22 protein-coding genes are annotated in these 22,982 nt (G+C 63.0%); 12 read left to right on the top strand and 10 right to left on the bottom strand.

Translation table 11 applies throughout. From position 1 onward, the window contains the following. The first annotated feature begins 86 nt into the window (after positions 1-86). Entirely contained in the window at positions 87-902 is an 816-nt protein-coding gene (locus tag ACZ0BA_RS20550) for a hypothetical protein (RefSeq protein ID WP_463453043.1), read from the top strand. Here the strand turns inward: ACZ0BA_RS20550 and ACZ0BA_RS20545 are convergent, their stop codons facing one another. The 6 genes from ACZ0BA_RS20545 to purB all read right to left on the bottom strand — a co-directional run bounded on the left by ACZ0BA_RS20545 (position 903) and on the right by purB (position 7,209). Beyond that, entirely contained in the window at positions 903-1,469 is a 567-nt protein-coding gene (locus ACZ0BA_RS20545) for an NADPH-dependent FMN reductase (protein ID WP_463453042.1), read from the bottom strand. It abuts the gene before it with no gap. A gap of 144 nt (positions 1,470-1,613) precedes the next feature. Continuing rightward, positions 1,614-3,767 (bottom strand): S46 family peptidase, encoded by a 2,154-nt coding sequence (locus tag ACZ0BA_RS20540; protein ID WP_463453041.1) that lies wholly within the window; start codon positions 3,765-3,767, stop codon positions 1,614-1,616. Positions 3,768-3,977: 210 nt separating this feature from the next. Next, positions 3,978-4,544, bottom strand: a complete 567-nt coding sequence (locus ACZ0BA_RS20535; protein ID WP_463453040.1) for a YceI family protein — start codon at positions 4,542-4,544, stop codon at positions 3,978-3,980. A gap of 33 nt (positions 4,545-4,577) precedes the next feature. Then, positions 4,578-5,132: a YceI family protein gene (locus ACZ0BA_RS20530; RefSeq protein ID WP_463453039.1), complete on the bottom strand. Its 555-nt coding sequence runs from the start codon at positions 5,130-5,132 to the stop codon at positions 4,578-4,580. Positions 5,133-5,156: 24 nt separating this feature from the next. Further along, positions 5,157-5,687, bottom strand: coding sequence for a cytochrome b (locus ACZ0BA_RS20525; RefSeq protein ID WP_463453038.1), 531 nt, complete (start codon positions 5,685-5,687; stop codon positions 5,157-5,159). A 145-nt stretch (positions 5,688-5,832) separates the two neighbouring features. Further along, positions 5,833-7,209 carry an adenylosuccinate lyase gene (purB, locus tag ACZ0BA_RS20520; RefSeq protein WP_463453037.1) on the bottom strand — a complete coding sequence of 459 codons (1,377 nt, stop codon included), beginning with the start codon at positions 7,207-7,209 and terminating at the stop codon, positions 5,833-5,835. 104 nt (positions 7,210-7,313) lie between these two features. On the opposite strand from purB, the gene ACZ0BA_RS20515 reads away from it, so the two are divergent. The 6 genes from ACZ0BA_RS20515 to ACZ0BA_RS20490 all read left to right on the top strand — a co-directional run bounded on the left by ACZ0BA_RS20515 (position 7,314) and on the right by ACZ0BA_RS20490 (position 15,887). Further along, positions 7,314-7,925 (top strand): glutathione S-transferase N-terminal domain-containing protein, encoded by a 612-nt coding sequence (locus tag ACZ0BA_RS20515; protein WP_463453036.1) that lies wholly within the window; start codon positions 7,314-7,316, stop codon positions 7,923-7,925. A 15-nt stretch (positions 7,926-7,940) separates the two neighbouring features. Next, positions 7,941-8,996 (top strand): LacI family DNA-binding transcriptional regulator, encoded by a 1,056-nt coding sequence (locus ACZ0BA_RS20510; RefSeq protein WP_463453035.1) that lies wholly within the window; start codon positions 7,941-7,943, stop codon positions 8,994-8,996. Positions 8,997-9,219: 223 nt separating this feature from the next. Next, entirely contained in the window at positions 9,220-11,517 is a 2,298-nt protein-coding gene (locus ACZ0BA_RS20505; RefSeq protein ID WP_463453034.1) for a TonB-dependent receptor, read from the top strand. A 144-nt stretch (positions 11,518-11,661) separates the two neighbouring features. Beyond that, on the top strand, positions 11,662-13,524 hold the full coding sequence (locus tag ACZ0BA_RS20500; RefSeq protein WP_463453033.1) for an alpha-amylase family protein: 1,863 nt from the start codon (positions 11,662-11,664) through the stop codon (positions 13,522-13,524). Positions 13,525-13,557: 33 nt separating this feature from the next. Then, positions 13,558-14,535 carry a PfkB family carbohydrate kinase gene (locus ACZ0BA_RS20495; protein WP_463453032.1) on the top strand — a complete coding sequence of 326 codons (978 nt, stop codon included), beginning with the start codon at positions 13,558-13,560 and terminating at the stop codon, positions 14,533-14,535. 8 nt (positions 14,536-14,543) lie between these two features. Further along, the gene (locus ACZ0BA_RS20490; RefSeq protein WP_463453031.1) at positions 14,544-15,887 is read left to right on the top strand and encodes an MFS transporter; all 1,344 of its coding nucleotides are present in this window, start codon (positions 14,544-14,546) and stop codon (positions 15,885-15,887) included. A 24-nt stretch (positions 15,888-15,911) separates the two neighbouring features. Here the strand turns inward: ACZ0BA_RS20490 and bfr are convergent, their stop codons facing one another. Continuing rightward, positions 15,912-16,385 carry a bacterioferritin gene (gene bfr / locus ACZ0BA_RS20485; RefSeq protein WP_463453030.1) on the bottom strand — a complete coding sequence of 158 codons (474 nt, stop codon included), beginning with the start codon at positions 16,383-16,385 and terminating at the stop codon, positions 15,912-15,914. A 258-nt stretch (positions 16,386-16,643) separates the two neighbouring features. Here bfr and ACZ0BA_RS20480 point away from each other — a divergent pair, with 258 nt between their 5' ends. Continuing rightward, positions 16,644-17,180 carry a pyridoxamine 5'-phosphate oxidase family protein gene (locus tag ACZ0BA_RS20480; RefSeq protein ID WP_463453029.1) on the top strand — a complete coding sequence of 179 codons (537 nt, stop codon included), beginning with the start codon at positions 16,644-16,646 and terminating at the stop codon, positions 17,178-17,180. Positions 17,181-17,216: 36 nt separating this feature from the next. Here ACZ0BA_RS20480 and ACZ0BA_RS20475 read toward each other — a convergent pair whose 3' ends face one another. Both ACZ0BA_RS20475 and ACZ0BA_RS20470 read right to left on the bottom strand, forming a co-directional pair. Further along, positions 17,217-17,858, bottom strand: a complete 642-nt coding sequence (locus ACZ0BA_RS20475) for an energy transducer TonB (protein WP_463453028.1) — start codon at positions 17,856-17,858, stop codon at positions 17,217-17,219. Between the two features lie 68 nt (positions 17,859-17,926). Next, positions 17,927-18,151 (bottom strand): (2Fe-2S)-binding protein, encoded by a 225-nt coding sequence (locus ACZ0BA_RS20470; RefSeq protein WP_463453027.1) that lies wholly within the window; start codon positions 18,149-18,151, stop codon positions 17,927-17,929. 263 nt (positions 18,152-18,414) lie between these two features. On the opposite strand from ACZ0BA_RS20470, the gene ACZ0BA_RS20465 reads away from it, so the two are divergent. The 4 genes from ACZ0BA_RS20465 to ACZ0BA_RS20450 all read left to right on the top strand — a co-directional run bounded on the left by ACZ0BA_RS20465 (position 18,415) and on the right by ACZ0BA_RS20450 (position 21,265). Next, the gene (locus ACZ0BA_RS20465; protein WP_463453026.1) at positions 18,415-18,684 is read left to right on the top strand and encodes a FeoA family protein; all 270 of its coding nucleotides are present in this window, start codon (positions 18,415-18,417) and stop codon (positions 18,682-18,684) included. A 3-nt stretch (positions 18,685-18,687) separates the two neighbouring features. Next, a complete protein-coding gene (gene feoB / locus ACZ0BA_RS20460) occupies positions 18,688-20,592 on the top strand; it encodes a ferrous iron transporter B (protein WP_463453025.1) in 1,905 nt (634 codons plus the stop codon). Between the two features lie 20 nt (positions 20,593-20,612). Further along, positions 20,613-20,906: a DUF6587 family protein gene (locus ACZ0BA_RS20455; RefSeq protein ID WP_463453024.1), complete on the top strand. Its 294-nt coding sequence runs from the start codon at positions 20,613-20,615 to the stop codon at positions 20,904-20,906. Positions 20,907-21,037: 131 nt separating this feature from the next. Further along, the gene (locus ACZ0BA_RS20450) at positions 21,038-21,265 is read left to right on the top strand and encodes a BrnT family toxin (RefSeq protein WP_463453023.1); all 228 of its coding nucleotides are present in this window, start codon (positions 21,038-21,040) and stop codon (positions 21,263-21,265) included. A gap of 66 nt (positions 21,266-21,331) precedes the next feature. Here the strand turns inward: ACZ0BA_RS20450 and ACZ0BA_RS20445 are convergent, their stop codons facing one another. Then, positions 21,332-22,942, bottom strand: coding sequence for an FMN-binding glutamate synthase family protein (locus ACZ0BA_RS20445; protein ID WP_463453022.1), 1,611 nt, complete (start codon positions 22,940-22,942; stop codon positions 21,332-21,334). Positions 22,943-22,982 lie beyond the last annotated feature (40 nt).

The raw sequence follows: 22,982 nt of genomic DNA, 5'->3' as shown, positions 1-22,982 counted from the left end.
TCCCGGGGCGGCTGTTTGCGTTGTTTCAAGGAAATAAATTTGCTGGATGGTCTACTGGAATTCTCGTCACATACCAGGAGCCAGCGATGTGGAAAAGGAGCGGGCAGGGCGCCGTGCTGGTCGCTGTCGTGCTGGCGCTGGTGTGCAAGGTCGGGCTGGCGCAAATCGGACCACGCTACGTGATCGACGTCAAAGCGGCCACAGGCGTGGCGATCGCCGGGCCGGCGCAGGGCAGCGTGCAACTGGTCGGCAAAGGCTTGGCGCTGATCCGCTTTCAGGGATTGCGGCTGCTGACGGTGGGCGCGGACGCCGACGCCTACAGCGCCGAGTCGGTGAACGGATGGCCGGCGGTCGACCTGGTGCTGGTGACGCCGGCCAGCGTCGGACGCTACAGCGGACTGGCGCCGCTGGCCGCATTGCGCAGCCTGCCGGTGATCCTGGTGGAACCGTCCACCGGCGCGACGGTGCCGCCGATGCCGTCGCCTTTGCCTTTGCCGATGTCGCAAACGGGTGGTGGCGGTGGTGTCGACGGCGAAGGCCCGCAATATTATCCGATGCAAACCTGGGACGCCTTGCATTTGCGTAAGGGCAAGGCTCGCGGCAAGGATCAAACCTGGCTGCGGGTAACGGCGATGCCCGGTCAGCCGGGCGCGGCGCAGGTGGCGGGGTTTGTGCTGGAGATGGGCAAGGGCCGAAAATCGTATCGGCTGTATGTCGGCTGCGAGGCGCTGGCCACAGGCGAGATCGAAGGTCTGCAGCTGCGTCTGCCGGGTGTCGACCTGGCGCTCATGCCGGCGCTTGACGGGCCGCAGTTGTTGCTGCTGCGGCGTGCCGCCCAGCCCGACGCCAAGCCGGCGCCGTTGACGGCGGCCGGCTACACGTTCAAGGCCGCCCGGCGCTGATCATTTCCTGGCGTTGGTTTCCACCCAGGCCGCGAAGGCGTTGACGAATTTGGTCAGGAACTCCCTGGTGCGGTCGTTGTTGATTTTGCCGTCGTCGCCCAGCAGGCCGCCGGCGCCGCCGATGTACGCTTCCGGCTGTTGCAGCACCGGCATGTCGAGGAACACCAGCGACTGGCGCAAATGATGGTTGGCGCCGAAGCCGCCCACCGCGCCCGGCGAGACGGTGACGACGCCGGCCGGCTTGCCGCTCCAGGCGCTGTCGCCGTACGGACGCGAGCCGACATCGATGGCGTTCTTCAGTGGCGCCGGCACCGAGCGGTTGTATTCCGGCGTGACGAACAGCACGGCGTCGGCCTCCTTGATGCGCTGGCGGAAATGTGTCCAGGCCTGCGGCGGGGTCACGCCGTTTCCTTCCAGATCCTCGTTGTACAGCGCCATCTCGCCGATTTCAACAATCGTGAGCTCCAGCGACGGCGGCGCCAGCGCGATCAGCTCGTGGGCGAACTTGCGGTTGATCGACTCCTTGCGCAGACTGCCGATCACTACGGCGACTTTTTTGGCGGGCATGACTTCTCCTGGTCTTGAATTGGAATGGGGAATGGAAGCGCTACTGTACCGCAGACGCAAAAAAAACCACGCCGCGTTGCCGGGGCGTGGTCTTGGTCTTGATCTTGGCGTTGGTCTTGGCGTTGGTCTTGCTGCCGCGTCAAATTACTCGGCGTTCATTTCCTTCAGCAGATTGTCGGCGTGGTCGACGTGCTTCATGTTCCACAGGATGTAACGCAGATCGACCTGGATGTCGCGCGTCATCGCCTTGTTGAAGTCCCAATCCGAGATGATCGAATCGAGCGTGCCGTCGAAGGCCAGGCCGATCCACTCGCCTTTGCTGTTCAGCGCGGCCGAACCGGAGTTGCCGCCGGTAATGTCCAATGTCGCCAGGTAGGCCACCGGCACCGATTTGAGCACCGGATCGACGTACTTGCCGAAGTCCTTGGCCTTGATCGCGTCCAGCTGCGCCTTCGGCGCGTTGAACTCGCCTTCGCCGGTGGCCTTGGCGGCGACGCCGGCCACGGTGGTGAAGGCCTTCCAGGTGGAACCATCGGCGCCCGGATCGCGGCCGGCGATCTTGCCGAAGGTCACGCGCAAGGTGCTGTTAGCGTCCGGATAGACCGCGCGGCCCTGGCTGTTCATGTAGGCGATCTTGGCCTTCATATAGTTGCCGTAGGCTTGTTGCAGCTTGCCGCCCAGTTCTTCCTCGGCCGCCTCTTCCTTCAGGTCGTTGTCATACAGCGCCACGGCGGCTTTGACAAAGGCGTCGTCGCTGGCCTTGAAGTCCTGCGGCTTCTTGTCGAGCCACGCGGTGCGGGTGGCCGCGTCGCCCAGCTTGCTGCCGGCGTACAGTTTGTCGAGCGCCGCTTGCAGGTCGGCGCGGCTCATGCCGTCCTTGATGCCGACGACCGCGTCGAAGGCGGCGCTGCGCTGGGCGGCCGGCTGGGCCGCGTACTTGGTCAGGCTGTTCATGACCAGCGCCTTGTCGACCTTCTCGTCGTAGTTGCGCAGCAACGCGGCAACGCTGGACTTGATGCGCGGCACGTCGCGCACCTGATAGCCGGACTTGCGCTCAACGTCCTGCTTGGCGTTCTCGTTGGCCAGGCGGTACAGCACGCGCGCCGTATTCAGCAGGCGCGGCTTGGAGGTCGACAGGTAGTAGTCGCGCTTGGTCTCGGCGTCGCGCTGGGCGATCAGCTTCTCGACCAGGTCGATGTCGGACGCGTATTCCTTCTTGCGGGCGGCATCGGCGTTGATCCACGTTTTCAGCGCTTCGTGCTCGGCCGTTTTGCGCGCCAGCATATCGCTGTTGGCGTACGAGTTCAGCATGCCCTGGCGATTCTTGTAGTAATTGTTGATGCCGGCCACCTGCGACGCGTATTTCAGCGCGGTGTCCTTGTCGTCCTTGGTCATGGCGGCGATCGTCGCCAGGTTCTCGGCGGACGTCTTGACGAAGTTCGGATAGCTCCAGTCGAAGGTGAACGCCACTTCCGACGGCAGGCGATGGCGGTTGGTGCGGCCCGGATAGCCCAGCACCATGATGAAATCGCCTTCCTTGACGCCTTCCTTGGCCAGCTTCAGATAATGCTGCGGCACGTAGGGAACGTTGTCCTTGCTGTAGTCGGCGGCCTTGCCGTCCTTGCTGACGTAAGCGCGATAGAAGCCGTAGTCGCCGGTGTGGCGCGGCCACATCCAGTTATCGGTATCGCCGCCGAACTTGCCCACGCCCTCGGGCGGCGCGTGCACCAGGCGCACGTCGCGGATCTCGAGCTGCTTGCTCAGGTAAAACTCCAGACCGCCGTAGAACGACGACACGGTGCAGCGGTGGCCGGCATCTTTTTCGCACTCGGCGGTGATGGCCTTGCTGTTTTTCTCGATCGCGTCGCTGCGCTTCTTACCGCTCAGTTTAGCGACGGCGGGCGTGACCACCTGCTTGCTGACATCGGTGACGGCCTTGGTCACGAAGATGCGGCTGCCAGGCGCGGCCGGCAACTCTTCGCCGAAGTTCTTCGCCAGGAAACCGTTGGCCAGCAGATTGCGTTCCGGGGTGGAATTATGCGCCACGCTACCGTAGACGCAATGGTGGTTCGTGGCAACGAGGCCTTGCGGCGACACGAACGACGCCGAGCAACCGCCCAGGCTGACGATGGCCCCGGCCGGGAACTCGGTCAGTTTGGTCAGGTTGGCGGGATCCAGCTCAAGGCCGGCGGCTTTCAATTCCTTAGCCACTTGTGGCAGCTGTTGCGGCATCCACATGCCTTCGTCGGCGTGGGCGGCAGTGCTCAGGATGGCGAGCGCGATCAGAGTCTTATGCATTGATATCGTTTCCAAAATGGTGGCGGGGACAGCGCTGAGAGTATCCGCAGCATTGCCGTATACGTCAACCACATTTTAACGACCCAAAAAAACTGCGGGGTCAAGTCTGTCATTCGGACACGAGCTCATGTACGAATGACAGACTTGACCCCGCAGTGGCGAGTTTTGCGGTTGAGGCCGTGTCCGAATGACAGACTTGACCCCGGTAGCTTAGTCGGCTTTGATGGCTTCGATCTGGATGGCGAGTTTGACTTCCGGCGAGAAGTTCGGCAGGCCGTAGTTGAGGCCGAAATCGCTGCGCTTGAACTCGGCCGTGGCGTCGGCGCCGCAGACTTCTTTCTTGTAGCGCGGGTGCATGATGCACTTGAATTTGTTGACCTTGAGCGCGACCGGCTTGGTCACGCCCAGCATCGTCAGTTCGCCGTCCACACCCACCAGCTGGTCGCCGTCGAATTTGAACGATTTGCTTTTGTAGGTGATCGTCGGGAATTTCTCGACGTTGAACATGTCCGGGCCGCGCGCGTGGCTGTCCATCTTGTCGAAACCGAAGTTGATCGAGGCCGGGTCGATCGCCAGGTCCAGGCCGCCGGTCTTGGCCGCGCGGTCCAGGGTGACGGTGCCGGTGGTCTTGTTGAACTTGCCGCGCCAGACCGACAGCCCCATGTGGTCGGCCTCGAAGCTCGGGAAGGTGTGCGTCGGGTCGACGGTGTAGGTGGCGGCGATGGCGGACGTGGCCGAGGCGGCCAGCAAGGTGGCGATCAGAATCTGCAGTTTCATGCGGTGTGTCTCCCTGTGTGGATGGTTAGCTACTTATTGGCCTGCTACTACGTGGAATTTGATCGTGACGTCGTCGGCCACCATGCTGGTGTCCTTCCATTCGCCTTCGCCGATGTTGTAGGCCAGGCGTTTGATCGGCAGCGCGCCGTCGAACACTTGCTTGCCGCCTTCGGTCTTGACCGTCAGCGGGAAGGTGATGTCGGTGGCCTTGCCTTTGATGGTCAGCTTGCCGGTGACGGTGAGCTTGCCAGGGCCGGCGCTTTTGATGGCGCTCGAGACGAACGTGGCTTTCGGGAACTGGGCCGAGTTGAACCATTCCTTCTTGGCCACTTCCTTGTTGTACTCCGGGTCGCCCATGTCCAGGCTGGCCGTCTCGACTTCCACCGTGGCCTTGGAGGCGTCCGGCTTGGCCGCGTCGTAGTCGATGGCGACCGTGTATTTCTTGAACTTCGATTCGATCGGCACGTTCATTTGCTTGAACGTGGCCGAGACCGAGCTCTTGGCTGGATCGGTCTTGAGCACGGCGGCGCTGGCGGCCAGGGCAACACCCATCAGGGAGACGAGGGCGATTTTTTTCATGGTTTTCATAGGGGCTCCGGTAGAGGGGTATGGCTATATGCGCGGCAACATGCGCTTGAGCGTGATGTCGCGGTCGATAAAGTGATGCTTGAGTGCGGCCAGAGCGTGGGCGACAACAATACCCGCCATCGTCATGACCAAAACATAATGAACAGTTTTTAAAATTGCCTTAAGTTCAGGGTCTGGTCCGATCAGCGCCGGCAGGGTGACCAGCTTCAGGTACACCACCGGCACGCCGGCCGCGCTGCCGTACAAATAGCCCGAGATCGGCGCGGCGAACATCAGGAAGTACAGCAGGTAGTGCACGCCGTCGGCGACCTTGTGCTGCCACGGCGGGATGCTCACCAGCGGCGCCGGCGGCTTGTTCGCCTGGCGCCACAGCAGGCGGATCGCGGCCAGCGCAAGCACCGTCACGCCCAGCCATTTGTGCCAGGAGAAGTATTTCAGTTTGGTCGGCGTGAAGCCGGGGATCGCGACCATCGTCAGGCCAAGGAAAAAGGCCGAGACGATCATCAGCGCGATCAGCCAGTGCAGCAGCATTGCCGTCTTGGTGTAGCGTTGCATGGATGGTGCTCCAGAAAGTAGTACGTGTTAGAACTAAATATGGGGGCTAATATATCAAAGAAACGCCGCGCGTGCTGACAGGCAAGAAAAAAGCCTCCGGGACGTGTGTCGCGGAGGCTAGTGTATGACAGATTGCTAATTTACATCAGATGGCTTTTGCCAGAGCCGGGGCGATGCCGATGTAGTTGGCCGGCGTCATGTCCAGCAGCAGGTCCTTGGCGTCCTGCGGAATCGCGAGGCCGAGGATGAACTCGCGCAGCGCGTCCTTGGAGATGCCTTTGCCGCGCGTCAGTTCCTTCAGTTGCTCGTACGGGTTCTCGATGCCGTAGCGGCGCATCACCGTTTGCACCGGCTCGGCCAGCACTTCCCAGTTGGCGTCCAGATCGGCTGCCAGGCGGGCGTGGTTCACTTCCAGCTTGTTGAGGCCGCGCAGGCAGCTGTCGTAGGCCAGCAAGGTGTAGCCGAAGCCGACGCCGATGTTGCGCAGCACGGTCGAGTCGGTCAGGTCGCGCTGCAGGCGCGAGACCGGCAATTTTTCCGACAGGTGCTTCAGTACCGCGTTGGCCAGGCCCAGGTTGCCCTCGGAGTTTTCGAAGTCGATCGGGTTGACCTTGTGCGGCATCGTCGACGAGCCGATTTCGCCGGCCTTGGTCTTCTGCTTGAAGTAGCCCAGCGAGACGTAGCTCCAGATGTCGCGGTTCAGGTCCAGCAGGATGGTGTTGACGCGGGCGAAAGCGTCGAACAGCTCGGCCATGTAGTCGTGCGGTTCGATCTGGATGGTGTACGGGTTGAACACCAGGCCGAGGCGCTGCTCGATGACGTCCTTCGAGAACGCCGCCCAGTCGAACGATGGATACGCCGACAGGTGGGCGTTGTAGTTGCCGACCGCGCCGTTCATTTTGCCGAGGATTTCGACCTGTTCGATGCGCTTGATGGCGCGCTGCAGGCGGGCGACGACGTTGGCCATCTCCTTGCCCAGGGTGGTCGGGCTGGCGGTCTGGCCGTGGGTGCGCGAGAGCATCGGCACGTCGGCGTTGGTGATCGCGATGTCGGTCAGTTTGGCGATGACGTTGCGCAGCGATGGCAGCATGACGCCGTCGCGGGCCGCCTTGAGCATCATGCCGTGCGAGGTGTTGTTGATGTCTTCCGAGGTGCAGGCGAAGTGGATGAACTCCGACGCGGCGACCAGTTCCGGCACGTCCTTCACTTGTTCCTTGAGCCAGTATTCCACGGCCTTGACGTCGTGGTTGGTGACCGCTTCGATCTCCTTGATGCGGGCGGCGTCGCTTTCCTTGAACTCGTTGGCGATCTTGTCCAGCAGCGCGGTGCCGGCGGCCGAAAACGGCTTGATCTCGGCGAAGCCGGCCAGCGACAGCGCCTGCAGCCAGGAGATTTCCACTTTGACGCGGTGGTGCATGAAGCCCGATTCGGACAGGATGGGACGCAGCAGGTCGGTTTTGCCGGCGTAGCGGCCGTCCAGCGGCGACAGCGCCGACAACGTGGAGTAAGCAGGTGTGGTCATGATCGAGGAGGGGAAGTTGAAGAAGGCAAAACGTGATTTTACCATTGGCGGAGGGCGACCCCGCCGATGTTATACTGTCTGCCAACCTTCTACTCCATGCATCCATGAAACTTATCGGTTCCCTCGCCAGTCCTTATGTCCGCAAAGTTCGCGTCGTCCTGGCCGAAAAAAAGCTCGATTGCCAGTTCGAGCTGGAAAATGTGTGGGCGCCCGATACGGCCATCAGCACCCTGAACCCGCTGGGCAAGGTGCCGGCGCTGGTCATGGAGGACGGCAGCGTGATGATCGATTCGCGCGTCATGGTCGAGTATCTCGATACCTTGACGCCGGTATGCAAGCTGCTGCCGCCGAATGGCCGCGACCGCGCCGACGTCAAGTGCTGGGAGGCGCTGGCCGACGGCATGCTGGACGCCGCCATCACCGTGCGGCTGGAGCGCACCCAGCGTCCGATCGAGCTGCAGAGCGAGGACTGGATCGCGCGCCAGATGCGCAAGGTGCATCTGGGCCTGGCGGCGCTGTCGGAAAAGCTCGGCGAGCAGGCCTACTGCGCCGGCAAGAATTATTCGCTGGCCGACGTGGCGGTGGGCTGCACCCTGGGCTGGCTGTCGTTCCGCTTCCCGGAGATCACCTGGCGCGACGACCACGCCAACCTGGCCAGGTTGTTCGACAAACTGTCGGAGCGCCAGTCGTTCAAAGACACCGTGCCATCCGCCTGATTCCCGAAGTTAGCCATGCCTAAAACAACGCCGCCCGACGCGGATAGCGCCGACGCCCGGCAGCGCCGCTTGCAGATGGCCGATATCGCGCGCTTGGCCGGCGTGTCCACGTCGACCGTGTCGCGCGCGCTGGCCGGCAGCAAATTGGTCAGCGAGGAGACGCGCGTGCGCATCATGGAGCTGGCGCGCTCGCTCAAATACACCATCAATATCGGCGCGCAGAACCTGCGCATGAAGCAGAACCGCACCGTCGGCGTGGTGATCCCGTACGACCCGACCACGCGCCAGCATTTGTCCGATCCGTTTTTCCTGGGGATGCTGGGCAGCCTGGCCGACGCGCTCACCGAGCAGGGTTTCGATATGCTGGTCTCGCGCGTCAACGCCGAGGAGCTGGACGCGGCGGCCGGACCGTTCGACACCGGCCGCGTGATCGGCATCGTATTGATCGGCCAGTGGCGCCATCACGAACAATTGAACCAGCTGGCGGCGCGCCATGTGCCGATCGTGGTGTGGGGCGCGCAATTGCCGCAGCAGTTGTACTGCACCGTCGGCGGCGACAACGTGACCGGCGGCGAGCTGGCCGTCACCCATCTGCTGGAAGAGGGCCGCAAGCGCATCGCCTTCTTTGGCGATATCAACCTGCCCGAGGTGGGGCAGCGTTACGAAGGCTATCGCCGCGCGCTGGAGAAGGCCGGCATCGAGGTCGATCCGGCCTTGCAGGTGTCGGTGTCGTTCCTGCCGCGGGGCGGACGCGAGGCGGTCGAGCAGCTGCTGGCGCGCGGCGTGCCGTTCGACGCCATCTTCGCCGGCAGCGATTTGCTGGCCATGACCGCGATTAACACGATGCGCGAGCATGGCCTGTTCGTGCCGGGGCAGGTGGCGGTCGTCGGCTACGACGATATCGAGCTGTCGACCTACTTCCATCCGCCGTTGAGCACCGTGCAGCAGCCGATCCGCGAGGCCGGCCGGGCGCTGGTGTCGTCGTTGCTGGAATTGGTGGAGGGCCGGCCATCGCCATCGCTGCAACTGCCGACCACCCTGGTCGTGCGGTCCAGCAGCCGTACCGTCTGATTTTCGCAACCGATTGCGTAAATTTAATGGTGCGGTGCACCATTAATCGTTCTGTGCGCCGGTTTTCCCGCTAAAACTTCAGGTTTTTGCTTCTTGGTGTATTGCTCATAAACCATATTGCGCCGCATCTATGCAATCGATTGCATTAAATCCGCGTTCGGGGAATAATGGCGTACCTGCTCAACAAAACAGCAGAGCAAAACGACAATACCTGGAGACCACCATGAAACACCGCACCATCAAACTGGCCGCCATGACGGCCGCCGTCGCCGCCGCCGTCCTGCACATGGGCGTCGCCGCCGCACAGGAAGCCGCTCCCGCCGCCACCGCCGCTCCGGCGGACGGTTTGAACATGGAACGCGTGGTGGTTACCGGCACCACCACCGGCTCGTCGAAAATGAAGACGAGCGTGTCGATCAGCACCATCGAGGGTGACGTCATCAAGAACTCGGCGGCGCTGAGCGCGGCCGAAGTGCTGCGCGCCGTGCCCGGCGTGCGCGCCGAATCGTCGGGCGGCGAGGGCAACGCCAACATCACCGTGCGCGGCGTGCCGGTATCGGCCGGCGGCGCGCGCTACGTACAGATCCAGGAAGACGGCCTGCCGGTGCTGCAGTCGGGCGACTTCAACTTCATCACGCCGGACAGCTACGTCAAGATCGACGGCACGCTCGACCACCTGGAAGTGGTGCGCGGCGGCTCGGCGTCGACGCTGGCCACCAACGCGCCGGGCGGTATCATCAACTTCATCACCAAGACCGGCGAGGAGAAGGGCGGCCATATCGGCATCAGCCGCGGCCTCGGTTACGACGAGACCCGCTACGACTTCGATTACGGTTCGCCGATTTCGGACAAGACCCGCTTCTTCATCGGCGGCAGCTACCGCACCGGCGAAGGCGTGCGCGATACCGGCATGAGCACCGCCAGCGGCGGCCAGATTCGCGGCAATATCACCCATGACCTGGACAATGGCTTCATCCGCCTGTCGTTCAAGCACGTCGACGACAAGTCGCCGACCGCGCTGCCGGTGCCGGTGCGCGTGGTGAACCAGCAGATCACCGAGATCCCGGGCATCGATCCGCGCACGGTGAGCTTCTATTCGCCGAATTGGGTACGCGATGTCACGCTGGGCAAGAACAACACGCCGGTGTCCACCGACGTTAATGACGGCTTGCACGTGAAGAGCAATTCGATCGGTCTGGAAGGCTCGTTCGACCTGGGTGACGGCTGGAACCTGAGTAACAAGTTCCGCGCCTCCGATAACAGCGGCCGCTTTACCGGTGTCTTCGCCGGTAACAACGGCGTGGCCGGCAACTACACCTTCGCCACCGGCCCGAATCGCGGCCAGGCTTACAACGGCCTCGCCTTCTCGGCGGTGGTGTTCAACACGTCGATCGACGATGCCGGCAATACGCTCAACGACACCAAGCTGTCGAAGACCTTCAAGCTGGCCGACGGCTCCAAGCTGACCACCACCGCCGGCCTGTATCTGTCGAACCAGAAGCTGGCGCTGACATGGAACTTCAACGAGTACCTGATGCAGCTGAGCGGCGACAAGCCCTCACTGCTGCAAACGGCCAGCACCACGCCAGGCCTGGTCGGCCCGGCCTTCGGCGGCTGCTGCATGCGCGCGGTCGACATGGAATACAAACTGACGTCGCCTTACCTGAACGTCGGCTACGAAGCCGGTCCGCTGAACCTGGACGCGAGCGTGCGCCAGGACCGACAGGAAGCCAACGGCAGCGCCAACATCGCCACCGGGGGCCTGCGCTACGATCCGGCCAGCGAGCAGATGGTCAACTACAAAATCAACCACACGTCGTATTCGGTCGGCGGCAACTACCGCATCACGAACAACCTGGCGGCGTTTGCGCGCGTCAGCGATGGCGTGGCGTTCAACGCGGACCGCATCCTGTTCGGCACTCCGCTCGATGGCTCGGCGCCGATCAACATCAATACCGTCAAGCAGCTGGAGGGCGGCGTGAAATGGCGCAGCGGCGGGTTGAGCACCTTCGTGACGCTGTTCCAGGCCAAGACCGACGAGAGCAACTACGAGGCGACCACGCAGCGCAGCACGTCCAACAAGTACGACGCCAAGGGTGTGGAGCTGGAAAGCGCGTATTCGATCGGCGACTTCCGCATCACCGGCGGCGCGACCTACACGCATGCCAAGATCACAGGCACTGCCGCTGCGGACGTGGCCAACATCGGCAATTCGCCGCGTCGTCAGGCCAAGTGGATTTACCAGGTCGCGCCGACCTACACCATCGGCGACGCAACGGTCGGCGCCAGCGTGATCGGCACCGGCAAGTCGTGGGGCGACGATGCGCACACCATCGAGATGCCTTCGTACGCGGTGGTCAACGCGTTCGTCAACTACCGCGTGACCGAGAAGGCCACCGTGTCGTTGAGCGCGAATAACCTGTTCAACCAGATCGGCTACACCGAGGTGGAAGGCGACGGCCATGCCGCGCGTTCGATCACCGGCCGCGCCGCGAAGGTCACGCTGTCGTACGCCTTCTAGGCTGCACCAAGCGTCAATCTGCAACACGTAGGGCGGATTAGCGTAGCGTAATCCGCCATGCACGCGTCATCGGCGACGCATGCATGGTGGATTACGGCGTTCCGCCTAATCCCCCCTACGAAACCCATCACCAGCCTTTCGACTATGCCCTCTCAAGTAATCTCGGACCGCCTGCTGGCGGTCCTTCCCGAAGATCTCCGGCCGCAGGCGGCCGAACGCTTGAAAACGGCCGGGCCGGTGCTGCGCCGCCTGTTGGCCGGCCTGTACGGCGACCAAGCCGACTTCGACGCATGGTTCGGCGATCTGATGGAATCCCTGGGCCAACTGTACGCCGCTCGTTCCCCCGAACTGCGCGCGCTCGACATCCAGCGCACCGCGCAACCGGATTGGTTCCTCAACCAGCGCATGCTGGGCTACTGCGCCTATGTGCAGAACTTTGGCGGCAGCTTGAACGGCGTCGCCGAGCGTATTCCGTATCTGGAGGAACTGGGCGTGAGCTACCTGCACCTGCTGCCGTTCCTGCGTCCGCGCGAAGGTGAAAACGACGGCGGTTTCGCCGTCACCAGCTTCGACGAAGTCGATCCCGCGCTGGGCACCAACGCCGACCTGCACGCGTTGACCACACGCCTTCGCGGCGCGGGCATCAGCCTGTGCTCGGACTTCATCCTGAACCACGTCGCCGACGACAACCAGTGGGCACTGGCCGCGAAAGCCGGCGATGCCAAGGCGCGCGCGATGTTCCACGTTTTCCCCGACCGGGACATGCCGGACCGCCACGAGCTCACCCTGGGCCAGGTGTTTCCGCAAGTCGCGCCGGGTAACTTCACCTATGTCGAAGCGATGGGCGGCTGGGTATGGACGACCTTTTATCCCTATCAATGGGACATGAACTGGTCCAACCCCGACGTCTTCGCCGAGATGGCGGCGGCCATGCTGCGCTTGGCCAATCGCGGCATCGAAGTGTTCCGCCTCGACTCGACCGCCTTCCTGTGGAAGCGCGAGGGCACCAACAGCATGAACCAGCCGGAGGCGCACCAGATTCTGCAAGCGCTGCGCGCCATCGTCGACATCGTCGCGCCGGGCGTGCTGCTGAAGGCCGAGGCCATCGTGCCGACACGCGAGCTGCCCGCCTATCTGGGTAGCGCCGCCGCGCCCGAATGCCACATCGCTTATCACAGCAGCCTGATGGCGGCGGGCTGGGTCGCGCTGGCCGAACAAAACACCGGGATATTGCGAGAGGTGATCCGCAACACGCCCGCGCTGCCGGCCGCGGCGACCTGGCTCAGTTATGTACGCTGCCACGACGACATCGGCTGGAACGTGCTGCGCGCGGACGCGGAAGTTGGTTCGTCCGCCGGCAGCGCGGCGCGGTTGGCCAGCGCGGCGCGCTTCTTCAGCGGTGCGGAAGGCAGTTACGCCAGCGGCGCCGCTTTCCAAAGCACCGACCCGAACGCGGCCCACGGCAGCAACGGCATGGCGGCGTCGCTTGCCGGTCTGCAGACAGCAGCCAACGAGCAGGAACGCTCGCTTGCGCTGCGTCGCATGCAGCTGCTGCATGGCCTGGCGCTGAGCTTTGGCGCGCTGCCCGTGCTGTACATGGGCGACGAGCTGGCGATGGAAAACGACTACAGTTATCTGGATCGGCCACAGCACGCGATGGACAGCCGCTGGTTACAGCGCCCCGTGTTCGACGAGCAGCGCTGGAAACACCGTTACGATAAAACCAGCGCGCCGGGGATCATGTTCCAGGGGTTGGCCAATCTGGTACGCGTTCGCCGCCAGCAGGAGACGCTCGCCGCCAATGCGCCGCGCGCGCTGCTGGCCGATGCGCCGGACGGCTTGCTGGCGCTGGCGCGCGGCGACAACTTCCTGACATTGATGAACTTCACCGGCCAGCAACTGGAATACACGCTGCAAGGCGTATGGAGCGACTGCGCCGCGCCGGGCCGCGTCGAGGGCACCATCACATTGGCGCCTTACGCGATGCACTGGCTGGCGCGCGAATAATATAGAATCGCCCGAGAGGGCGTGGAGACAGGCATGGAAACAGGCATAACCCATAAAACCATCGCTGTATTCGGCGAAGCGCTGGTGGATGATTTCATCACCGAGCAGGTTGTCGGCGGTGCGCCGTTCAACGTGGCGCGCAATCTGGCGGCGTTCGGCGTCGCTACGCTGATGGTGACGCGCATAGGCGACGACAAGAACGGTGCGCTGATGCGCGCGGAGTTCGAGCGCTTCGGTATGAGCCAGGCCGGCTTGCAGATCGATAAAAATGAGTCCACCGGCCGCGTTGTCGTCGAGCGCAATGAGCAAGGCCACCGCTTCATCATCCTGCCAGATCAGGCTTACGATTACGTCGAAGCCGCGCCCGCGCTGGCGGCGCTGGCCGAGGCCAGGCCAGGCGTTATCTACTTCGGCACGATGGCGCAGCGCCACGAGTGTTCGCGCAAGACGGTGCGGGAGATGCTGCGCTACGCCGACGCCACCCGTTATCTGGACCTGAACGTGCGCGAAGGCCAGGTGACGGAGCGCTGCGCATTCGAGTCGCTGCATCTGGCCGATATCGTCAAGGTCAACGAGGAAGAGCTCAAGGATTTATTCAGCTGGTACACGCACACCAAGCCGGGAACCAAGGCCATCGACAGCCCTGAGATGGTGGAGGCCTGCCAGGCGCTGATGCGCATCTTCTCGCTGAAGGGATTGATCGTCACGCTCGGTGAGCGCGGCGCGCTGTACTTCGACATCGACGGCACGGTCACCGCCAACCAGGAATGCCACGCGCCCGCGCGCATCGTCGACACCGTCGGCGCGGGCGACGCCTTCTCGGCGGTTTTCCTGTTCGGCCAGTCGCAGCGTTGGTCGCTGCCGCTCATCCTGGCGCGCGCGAACGCCTTCGCAGGCGCCATCTGCGGCATCTCCGGCGCGGTGCCGGCCGATATTGCGTTCTATGAGCCGTGGATCGCCTGCTGGCGCAGCGGCGGCGTACTGCCGACCAAAGCCGGGGCGGTGGTATGAGCGGCGGCATGAAACCGCACCTGTCGTTCTGGCAGATCGTCAATATGAATATCGGCTTCTTTGGCATCCAGTTCAGCTTTGGCCTGCAGCAAAGCAGCATGAGCCCCATCTACAAATACCTGGGCGCCGACGAGGCCAGCCTGCCGTATCTGTGGCTGGCAGGCCCGATGACCGGCCTGCTGGTGCAGCCGCTGATCGGCGCGATGAGCGACCGCACGGTCACGCGCTGGGGGCGTCGCACGCCATACTTCCTGATCGGCGCGATCCTGTGCAGCCTTGGCCTGCTGGCGATGCCGTTCAGCCCCACCTTGTGGATGGCGGCCAGCCTGCTGTGGATACTGGACGCGGCCAACAACGTGACGATGGAGCCGTATCGCGCCTTCGTCAGCGACAAGCTGGCGCCCAGGCAGCATTCGGTCGGCTTCCTGACGCAGAGCGCCTTTACGGGGCTGGGCCAGACGCTGGCCTATCTGACGCCGTCGCTATTGGTCTGGCTGGGCATGAACAAGGACGCCGTCAACAGCAGCCATATTCCGCACATCGTCATCGTGGCGTTTTTGATCGGCGCGGTGTTCTCGATCAGCTCCGTGCTGTGGACCTTGAAGACGACGCCCGAACATCCGCTGACCGCGCAGGAGCTGGCGGAAATCCGTTCGCGGCCGACCGGCTGGCGCGAGACCTTTCGCGATATCGACAGCGCCGTGCGCGAGATGCCATCGACGATGAAGCAGCTGGCGTGGGTCAAGCTGTTCCAGTGGTATGCGATGTTCTGCTACTGGCAGTACATCATGCTGTCGCTGTCGACCACCTTGTACGGCACCACCGATCAGGCCTCGCAGGGCTTCCGGGACGCCGGCCTGCTGGCCGGGCAGGTGGGGGCGTTCTACAACTTCATCGCGTTCATCGGCGCGCTGGCGCTGGTGCCGTTCACGCGCAAGTACGGGCCGAAGCTGACGCACAGCGCGTGCCTGACGCTGGCCGGTTTGGCGATGCTGAGCATTCCGATGATCCACACGCCGGCAATGCTGTTCGTGCCGATGGTCGGCATCGGCCTGGCATGGGCGAGCATCATGGGCAATCCGTATGTGATGCTGGCCGGCTGCATTCCGCCGGAGCGCACCGGGGTTTATATGGGCATCTTCAATATGTTCATCGTGATTCCGATGATCATCCAGATCTTCACGCTGCCTTTGTACTATCGCAGCCTGCTGGGCGGGAATCCGGAAAACGTGATCCGGCTGGCCGGTGGCCTGATGCTGTGCGGCGCGGTGGCCGTGCTGTTCGTGAAATTAAAAAAGCCGCAGGCGGAGAGCCTGCGGCTTGAGGATAACGAGGTGACCGGCGCCGCGTAACGGCGCTGGTGGTCACGCTGGGATTTACTCTTCGATGATCTGGCTTTGCAGGTAGTTCTGGATGCCGATCTTGCCGATCAGGTCCAGCTGCGTTTCGAGCCAGTCGATGTGTTCTTCGGTGTCTTCCAAAATCATCAGCAGCAGGTCGCGCGAGACGTAGTCGCCGGCCTTTTCTGCGGTGGCGATGCCTTCCTTGACGGTCAGCTGCGCGCCTTTTTCCAGCGCCAGATCGCAGCCGATCATTTCTTCGGTGTGCTCGCCGATCATAATCTTGTGCATCGCTTGCAGGTTCGGCAGACCGTCGAGCATCAGGATGCGGTCGATCAGTTTGTCGGCGTGCTTCATTTCGCCGATCGATTCTTCGTATTCTTTCTTCGCGATCTTTTCCAGACCCCAGTGCTTGTACATGCGCGCGTGGAGGAAGTACTGGTTGATGGCGGTAAGTTCGTTGGTCAGCTGAGCGTTCAGCAAACGGATGACTTCTGGGTCGCCCTTCATGGGTGGCTTTCTAAAATGGTGGTGGAATACCCGCATTCTGCCACGAACGGGCCGTCGAGGCGTAGCGGCACGGCCGTAAATCGTGCCCGGCGGCTTAAAACTGTATCAATATGCCCGGAGTGAGATTGTTGGCGTTAATGAAAACAATTAACATTCGCACCACGCAGGTTGGCGCGAGTGTGTGTCAGCCCACCGAGTGCCGGCGCAGTCGGCGCTAACATGGCTGTTCTACTCATCAGCACTTCTCAGGAGCTCGCCATGGATTCGATCAATGCCAATCAACCGGAACAAAATCACCAGGATCTGATCGGCGAAGACGCCGTCAAGAAAATCAAGGACTTCGTCGGTAGCACGCCCGGCTGCTTCTTCTGCACCAACGACGGCGACGGCGGTCCCGGCGACGCGCGGCCGATGAACGCGCTGCAGGTCGACGATCTGGGTAACATCTGGTTCATCAGTGCCAGCGACAGTTTGAAGAACCAGGAATTGGCGGCCGATCCGTCGGCGACCTTGTACTTCCAGGGTTCGGCGCATTCGGAGTTTCTGCACATCGAGGGCGTGGCCACCGTGTTGCGCGATCGCGCGAAGCTCAAGGAGCTGTGGAGCTTTACGATGAAGACCTGGTTCACCGAGGGTGAGGATGATCCGCGCATCACGCTGATCAAGTTCGCGCCGACCTATGGCTATTATTGGGACACCAAGCATGGCCGCGCAGTGGCGGGCGTGAAGATGCTGATTGGCGCGGTGATCGGCAAGACGCTGGACGATTCGATCGAGGGTCGCCTGGATCTGTGATGTCGTGAATGACATGCGCCGCTAGCGGCGCATGGTTTAACCCAGCTGGAAATTGATCGGCACCAGCGCGTACACCGGAATGGCCTTGCCATCTTCCAGATACGGTTTGTACAACGCGCGCAGCACGGCCTGGCGGCCGGCTTCATCGAGCTTCTCGGAGCCCGACGATTTTTGGATCGTCACTTGCTCCGCTTGTCCTTTTTCCCCGATCAGCACGCGCAGCATCACCACGCCGCTTTCGCCCATGCGACGGGCCATGCTCGGGTACACCGGCTGCGGAGCGCGGATATATTCCACACCAGTGATGGTTTTCGGCGCCGATGGCGCTGCCGGCGCTGGCGTCGGCGGTGCCACAGGGCCGGCGACGGCCGGCGTCGATGGCTGGTTGGTGCGCGGCGTCGGCGGCGCGACGGTGATCGTCGGCTCGACCTGCGGCGTGGCCAGTTGCGGCATCGGCGGGATATAGGTTGGCGTCAGCTTCACGACCGGCACCGTCTTCGGCGGCGGCGGGGCGGGCTTGAGCGGCTCGGGCGAGGCGACGAAGGTGACCGTGACCACCTTCGGCATGACGGCGACGGCGATCTTGCTCATCATCCCCGAGTTGATCGCGTAAAACATCAACGCATGACCCACGACGATCGCCGCCAGCGGCGCGAAGCGGCGGCCCCGCGCTTTCATTTGGCGCAGTCCGGCATCGTTCACGGACAGCGAAGGCGCCGTCCGGCTATAGGTCATGGTGTTCATAATTAATTGGTGAAGACGGGGCGCTTCAGCACGGTTTCTTTGATCTCTGCGGTGGCCTGGATCGTTGCCAGATGCTCGTTGAGGATTTGTGCGGCGCAGTCGAAGCATTGGCCGCAGCAGGTCGACACGCCCAGGTCGCGGCGCAGTTCTTCGATCGAGGAAACGCCCAGCTCCACGGCTTGACGGATTTCACGATCAGATATGTTGTTGCAGACACATACAATCATTACGCACCTTCTGGCTAGCTGCTAAAAAAGGGGGGCATTTCCACCCCGACAAGAGCAATAAAGACATGATTGCAAGTAACTTAATGCGAATCATTATCATTAATCGTATACTGCCTCAACTCGGCGGCCGATGCAAGCGTAAATAGTAGTAATTCGCATTACCGTTTATAATGCTAGTATCTTATTTCCGGCGAGAACGCGCTCTTGCGAACCGCCGGGCGCGTCGCCGCCCTCCGACGGCGCATCCTGACCGGACTTAGCTCATGACGCCTGCTGTTCCCCTGATCACCCTGGACGCGCTGACCACCGGCGCTGTCGCCACCGTGGTGCACGTTTCCGCCGGCGATGCCGCCGACGACGGCGCCGGCCTGGCGCGGCGCCTGATGGAGCTGGGCTTCGTACCCGGCGAAAAGGTCCGCCTGCTCAAGCGCGGCATGCCGGGCGGCGAGCCGCTGGCCATCAAGGTTGGCAATTCCACTTTTGCGTTGCGCCGCTTCGAAGCCGCGCTGATCTCGATTCAACCGGACCAATAAACAATGGGTGCAGTAGAAAACGCGGTGCCGCAGGCGCCCACCACATCCCAGTCGCGGGCGCCCATCGTGGCCCTGCTGGGTAATCCGAATTGCGGCAAGACCGCCTTGTTCAATCGTCTGACCGGCTCGCGCCAGAAGGTCGCCAACTACGCCGGCGTGACCATCGAGCGCAAGGAAGGCTCATTCAGCTCGCCCAATGGCCATGGCTTCCGGGTGCTCGACCTGCCGGGCGCCTATAGTTTGTCGGCCCACACGCCGGACGAGGAAATTACGCGCGACGTCGTTGCCGGCCTGCGCGCCGGCGAGGCCGCGCCGGACGTCGTGGTCTGCGTGGTCAACGCCACCAACCTGCGCCTTAACCTGCGCCTGGTGCTGGAGATCAAACGTCTGGGCCTGCCGATGGTGCTGGCGCTGAACATGGTCGACGTGGCCAAAAAGCGCGGCATCGAGATCGACGCCGACCTGCTGGCCGACGAATTGGGCATGCCGGTGGTGGAGACGGTGGCGGTGCAGGCCGGCGGCGAGAAGTCGCTGGTGCGCGCGCTCGAACAGATGCTGCCGCTGGCGGCGGCAAAACCGAATCCGCTGTCGGCGATCGACGCCGTCTCGGTCGAAGATACGCAGCGCGAAGTGCGCCGCATCCTGGCCGCCGTCAGCAACGACGTCCACGACACCGGCAACCTGACCGAAAAGATCGACAACGTGGTAATGCACCCGGTGGTCGGCCCGATCATCCTGGCGCTGCTGATGTTCCTGGTGTTCCAGGCCGTGTTCAGCTGGGCGGCGGTGCCGATGGAGATGATCTCCGGCGGCGTCGAAAGCCTGGGCAAGGTGCTGGGCGCCTATCTGCCCGACGGCATGCTGCGCAGCCTTCTGGTGGAAGGCATCATGGGCGGCGTCGGCAGCGTGCTGGTGTTCCTGCCGCAGATCCTGATCCTGTTCTTCTTCATCCTGATGCTGGAGGACTGCGGCTACCTGCCACGCGCCGCCTTCCTGCTGGACCGGCTGATGGGCGGCGTGGGCTTGTCGGGCCGCGCGTTCATCCCGCTGCTGTCGAGCTTTGCGTGCGCGATCCCTGGCGTGATGGCCGCGCGCACCATTCAGAATAAACGCGACCGCCTGGTGACGATCATGATTGCGCCGCTGATGACGTGTTCCGCGCGCCTGCCGGTGTATGCGCTGGTGATCGCCGCTTTCATTCCGGAGCGCGAAGTGGGCGGCTTCATGAGCCTTCAGGGGCTGGTGCTGTTCATCCTGTACTTCGCCGGCATTGTCTCGGCGATGGCGGTGGCGTACTTCATGAAGCGCGCCATGGGCTCACAGCACAAGCAGCCGCTAATGCTCGAGCTGCCGGCCTATCACTGGCCGCACATGCGCAACCTGGCCCTGGGCCTGTGGGAGCGCGCGCGCATCTTCCTGACGCGCGTCGGCACCGTGATTTTGACGTTGATGATTTTGGTCTGGTTCCTCAGCACCTTCCCGGGCGCGCCGGAAGGCGCCACGCATCCGCCTATTTATTACAGCATCGCCGGCATGATCGGCCGCGCCCTCGAATACGTGTTCGCGCCGATCGGCTTCAACTGGCAGATCTGTATCGCGCTGGTGCCGGGCATGGCCGCGCGCGAAGTAGCGGTCGGCGCGCTGGGCACCGTGTACGCGCTGTCGCAGAGCGGCGACGACCTGGCGCAGTCGCTGACGCCAATCATCGCGGCGTCGTGGGCGCTGCCGACGGCGTTGTCGCTGCTGGCGTGGTATGTGTTCGCGCCGCAGTGCTTGTCGACGTTGAGCGTGGTGCGTCGCGAGACCAACAGCATCCGTTATCCGTTGCTGATGGCGGGTTATATGTTCGCGCTGGCGTACGTGGCGTCGTTCCTGACGTACCGTATCTCGATGGCGCTGATGGGCTGATAAGTCGACTGGAGGCTGATATGTGGCAGCAGATTATCGTAGGATTGATCGTCGCGGCGGCGGTGCTGCACTTTTGCACCAAGTACCTGCCGGCGGCGTGGCGGCAGCAGATCGTCTATTTCCTGACGCGGCGCGGCTTCGATCAGAACAAGCTCGCCAAATTGTTCAAGACCCAGGCCAACTGCGGCGATGGTTGCGGCAGCTGCGGGTCGTGCGACTCGTCCGCGCCGACGGCGTCGTCCACTTCCACCTCCGCGTCCTCGGACGCCTCGACGCCGCACAAGCGCGTCATCAAGCTGCACGTGCAGCGCTGAGAGCGCGCAGCGCTCTATCCCACACCTGCAACGCCCGCCCTTTATCTGCGACGACGCACAGCGGCCAACTCCAACGCATCTACTCTTTTCCCAAACGTTTTATTTTTCAATCTTTGGGACTAAGATTAACCATGGCGATCACGTTCGATCCCAAGCAAGATGCGCTCAATCGCCGCAAGCACGGCATTTCGCTAGCTGAGGCCGCTGCATTCGAATGGGACACGGCGGTCGTTTGGATAGACCAGCGCTTTCACTACAACGAACTACGGGAATGCGGCTTGGGTCTAATCGAGCGCATCATCAGCTTGCGCATGGCGACCAGAACGGAGGTACGAAATTATGCGACATATCGAACGTGAAATTATTCCACCAACAGATAAGGAGGACGTGGCAGCGATGCACCGGGGCTATCTGCCGTTTCCGGACTAGCACAGCGGATTAAACGACTCCGCCTGCGCCATCGGCCAATACAGTCCAAACACCGGCGGCAGGCGCGCCAGCTGGCTCGGGTCGAGCAGCTGGCCGGCCTCCAGATACGGCAGCAGTTGCGACACCAGCTTGACCTGATTGGGCGAAATGCGCCGCACCAGATGGCGTGGCTTGAGCTGCGACGGATGCGTCAGGCCGGCGGCGGCGATCAACTGCGCCAGCGCGGCCATGGTGTTCTGATGGAAGTGGGTCACACGCAGCATCTTGTCCGGCACCACCAGCGCGCGTTGCCGGTTCTGGTCCTGCGTGGCGACGCCGGTCGGGCATTTGTCGGTGTGGCAGCTCTGCGACTGGATGCATCCAAGCGCGAACATGAAGCCGCGCGCCGAATTGCACCAGTCGGCGCCCATGGCGATGATGCGGGCGACGTCGAACGCGGTGATGATTTTGCCGGAAGCGCCGATCTTGATCTTGTCGCGCAAGTTGGCGCCGACCAGCGTGTTATGCACCAGCAGCAGCGCTTCCTGCAGCGGCGTGCCGACATGGTCGGTGAATTCCAGCGGCGCGGCGCCGGTGCCGCCTTCGCCGCCGTCGACGACGATGAAGTCGGGCGTGATGCCGGTCGCCAGCATCGCCTTGACGATGCCGAAGAACTCCCACGGGTGGCCAATGGCGAGCTTGAAACCGGTCGGCTTGCCGCCCGACAGATTGCGCAGCCTGTCGATAAACGCCAGCATTTCGAGCGGCGTGCCGAAGGCCGAGTGGCTCGACGGCGAAATGCAGTCCACACCCAGCGCCACGCCGCGCGTGGTGGCGATTTCGATGGTCACCTTGGCGCCGGGCAGCACGCCGCCGTGGCCCGGTTTGGCCCCTTGCGAGAGCTTCAGTTCGATCATCTTCACCTGTGGCGAGATGGCGTTGGCGACGAAGTTCGCCTCCGAGAAGCGGCCATCGGCGTCGCGGCAGCCGAAGTAGCCCGAGCCGATTTCCCATACCAGGTCGCCGCCGTTTTCGCGGTGATAGGGGCTGATGCTGCCCTCGCCGGTGTCGTGCATAAAGCCGCCGGCCTTGGCGCCGCCGTTGAGCGCCAAAATGGCGTTGGCCGACAGCGCGCCAAAGCTCATCGCCGAGATATTGAATACGCTGGCCGAATAGGGCTGCGCGCGCGGGCAGTCCGGATGGTTGCCGATCTCGATGCGGAAATCGTGGCCTTGTTCCTGGGCCGGCACGATCGCGTGGTTGATCCATTCGTAGCCGGGCGCGTAGACGTCGAGCTGGGTGCCGAAGGGGCGCTTGTCGGTGTCCATCTTGGCGCGCTGGTAGACGATGCTGCGCTGGTTGCGCGAGAACGGCGCTGCCACCGTGTCGTCCTCCAGCAGGTACTGGCGGATCTCGGGGCGGATCGCTTCGAAAAAAAAGCGGAAGTGCGCCAGGATCGGGTAATTGCGGCGCAGCGCGCGCTTGGTTTGCAGCAGGTCGGTGACGCCGACGGCGGTGAGCGCGGCGGCAGTCAACGGTATCCACCATGGGGCGCCCAGGGCCAGCGAGGCGAGCAGGGTGACGATGGCGGCGACAAAGGCGAGGTAGCGCGGGGAAAGCAGATTCATGGACGTTCCGGATGGCGGCGGCGAATGAGCCAGTGTACTG

This window comes from Duganella sp. AC917 (assembly GCF_979258245.1).
This window is presented reverse-complemented; position numbering and strand designations above follow the sequence as displayed.

Excerpts from the sequence above, each read along its gene's own strand:
- ACZ0BA_RS20475 (WP_463453028.1), bottom strand. The coding sequence starts at position 17,858 with ATGAAAGCGCGGGGCCGCCGCTTCGCGCCGCTGGCGGCGATCGTCGTG.
- ACZ0BA_RS20455 (WP_463453024.1), top strand. The coding sequence starts at position 20,613 with ATGTGGCAGCAGATTATCGTAGGATTGATCGTCGCGGCGGCGGTGCTG.
- ACZ0BA_RS20545 (WP_463453042.1), bottom strand. The coding sequence starts at position 1,469 with ATGCCCGCCAAAAAAGTCGCCGTAGTGATCGGCAGTCTGCGCAAGGAG.
- ACZ0BA_RS20480 (WP_463453029.1), top strand. The coding sequence starts at position 16,644 with ATGGATTCGATCAATGCCAATCAACCGGAACAAAATCACCAGGATCTG.
- ACZ0BA_RS20505 (WP_463453034.1), top strand. The coding sequence starts at position 9,220 with ATGAAACACCGCACCATCAAACTGGCCGCCATGACGGCCGCCGTCGCC.
- ACZ0BA_RS20510 (WP_463453035.1), top strand. The coding sequence starts at position 7,941 with ATGCCTAAAACAACGCCGCCCGACGCGGATAGCGCCGACGCCCGGCAG.
- ACZ0BA_RS20490 (WP_463453031.1), top strand. The coding sequence starts at position 14,544 with ATGAAACCGCACCTGTCGTTCTGGCAGATCGTCAATATGAATATCGGC.
- ACZ0BA_RS20465 (WP_463453026.1), top strand. The coding sequence starts at position 18,415 with ATGACGCCTGCTGTTCCCCTGATCACCCTGGACGCGCTGACCACCGGC.
- ACZ0BA_RS20540 (WP_463453041.1), bottom strand. The coding sequence starts at position 3,767 with ATGCATAAGACTCTGATCGCGCTCGCCATCCTGAGCACTGCCGCCCAC.
- ACZ0BA_RS20500 (WP_463453033.1), top strand. The coding sequence starts at position 11,662 with ATGCCCTCTCAAGTAATCTCGGACCGCCTGCTGGCGGTCCTTCCCGAA.
- ACZ0BA_RS20445 (WP_463453022.1), bottom strand. The coding sequence starts at position 22,942 with ATGAATCTGCTTTCCCCGCGCTACCTCGCCTTTGTCGCCGCCATCGTC.
- bfr (WP_463453030.1), bottom strand. The coding sequence starts at position 16,385 with ATGAAGGGCGACCCAGAAGTCATCCGTTTGCTGAACGCTCAGCTGACC.
- ACZ0BA_RS20535 (WP_463453040.1), bottom strand. The coding sequence starts at position 4,544 with ATGAAACTGCAGATTCTGATCGCCACCTTGCTGGCCGCCTCGGCCACG.
- ACZ0BA_RS20495 (WP_463453032.1), top strand. The coding sequence starts at position 13,558 with ATGGAAACAGGCATAACCCATAAAACCATCGCTGTATTCGGCGAAGCG.
- ACZ0BA_RS20530 (WP_463453039.1), bottom strand. The coding sequence starts at position 5,132 with ATGAAAACCATGAAAAAAATCGCCCTCGTCTCCCTGATGGGTGTTGCC.
- ACZ0BA_RS20525 (WP_463453038.1), bottom strand. The coding sequence starts at position 5,687 with ATGCAACGCTACACCAAGACGGCAATGCTGCTGCACTGGCTGATCGCG.
- ACZ0BA_RS20450 (WP_463453023.1), top strand. The coding sequence starts at position 21,038 with ATGGCGATCACGTTCGATCCCAAGCAAGATGCGCTCAATCGCCGCAAG.
- feoB (WP_463453025.1), top strand. The coding sequence starts at position 18,688 with ATGGGTGCAGTAGAAAACGCGGTGCCGCAGGCGCCCACCACATCCCAG.
- ACZ0BA_RS20550 (WP_463453043.1), top strand. The coding sequence starts at position 87 with ATGTGGAAAAGGAGCGGGCAGGGCGCCGTGCTGGTCGCTGTCGTGCTG.
- purB (WP_463453037.1), bottom strand. The coding sequence starts at position 7,209 with ATGACCACACCTGCTTACTCCACGTTGTCGGCGCTGTCGCCGCTGGAC.
- ACZ0BA_RS20515 (WP_463453036.1), top strand. The coding sequence starts at position 7,314 with ATGAAACTTATCGGTTCCCTCGCCAGTCCTTATGTCCGCAAAGTTCGC.
- ACZ0BA_RS20470 (WP_463453027.1), bottom strand. The coding sequence starts at position 18,151 with ATGATTGTATGTGTCTGCAACAACATATCTGATCGTGAAATCCGTCAA.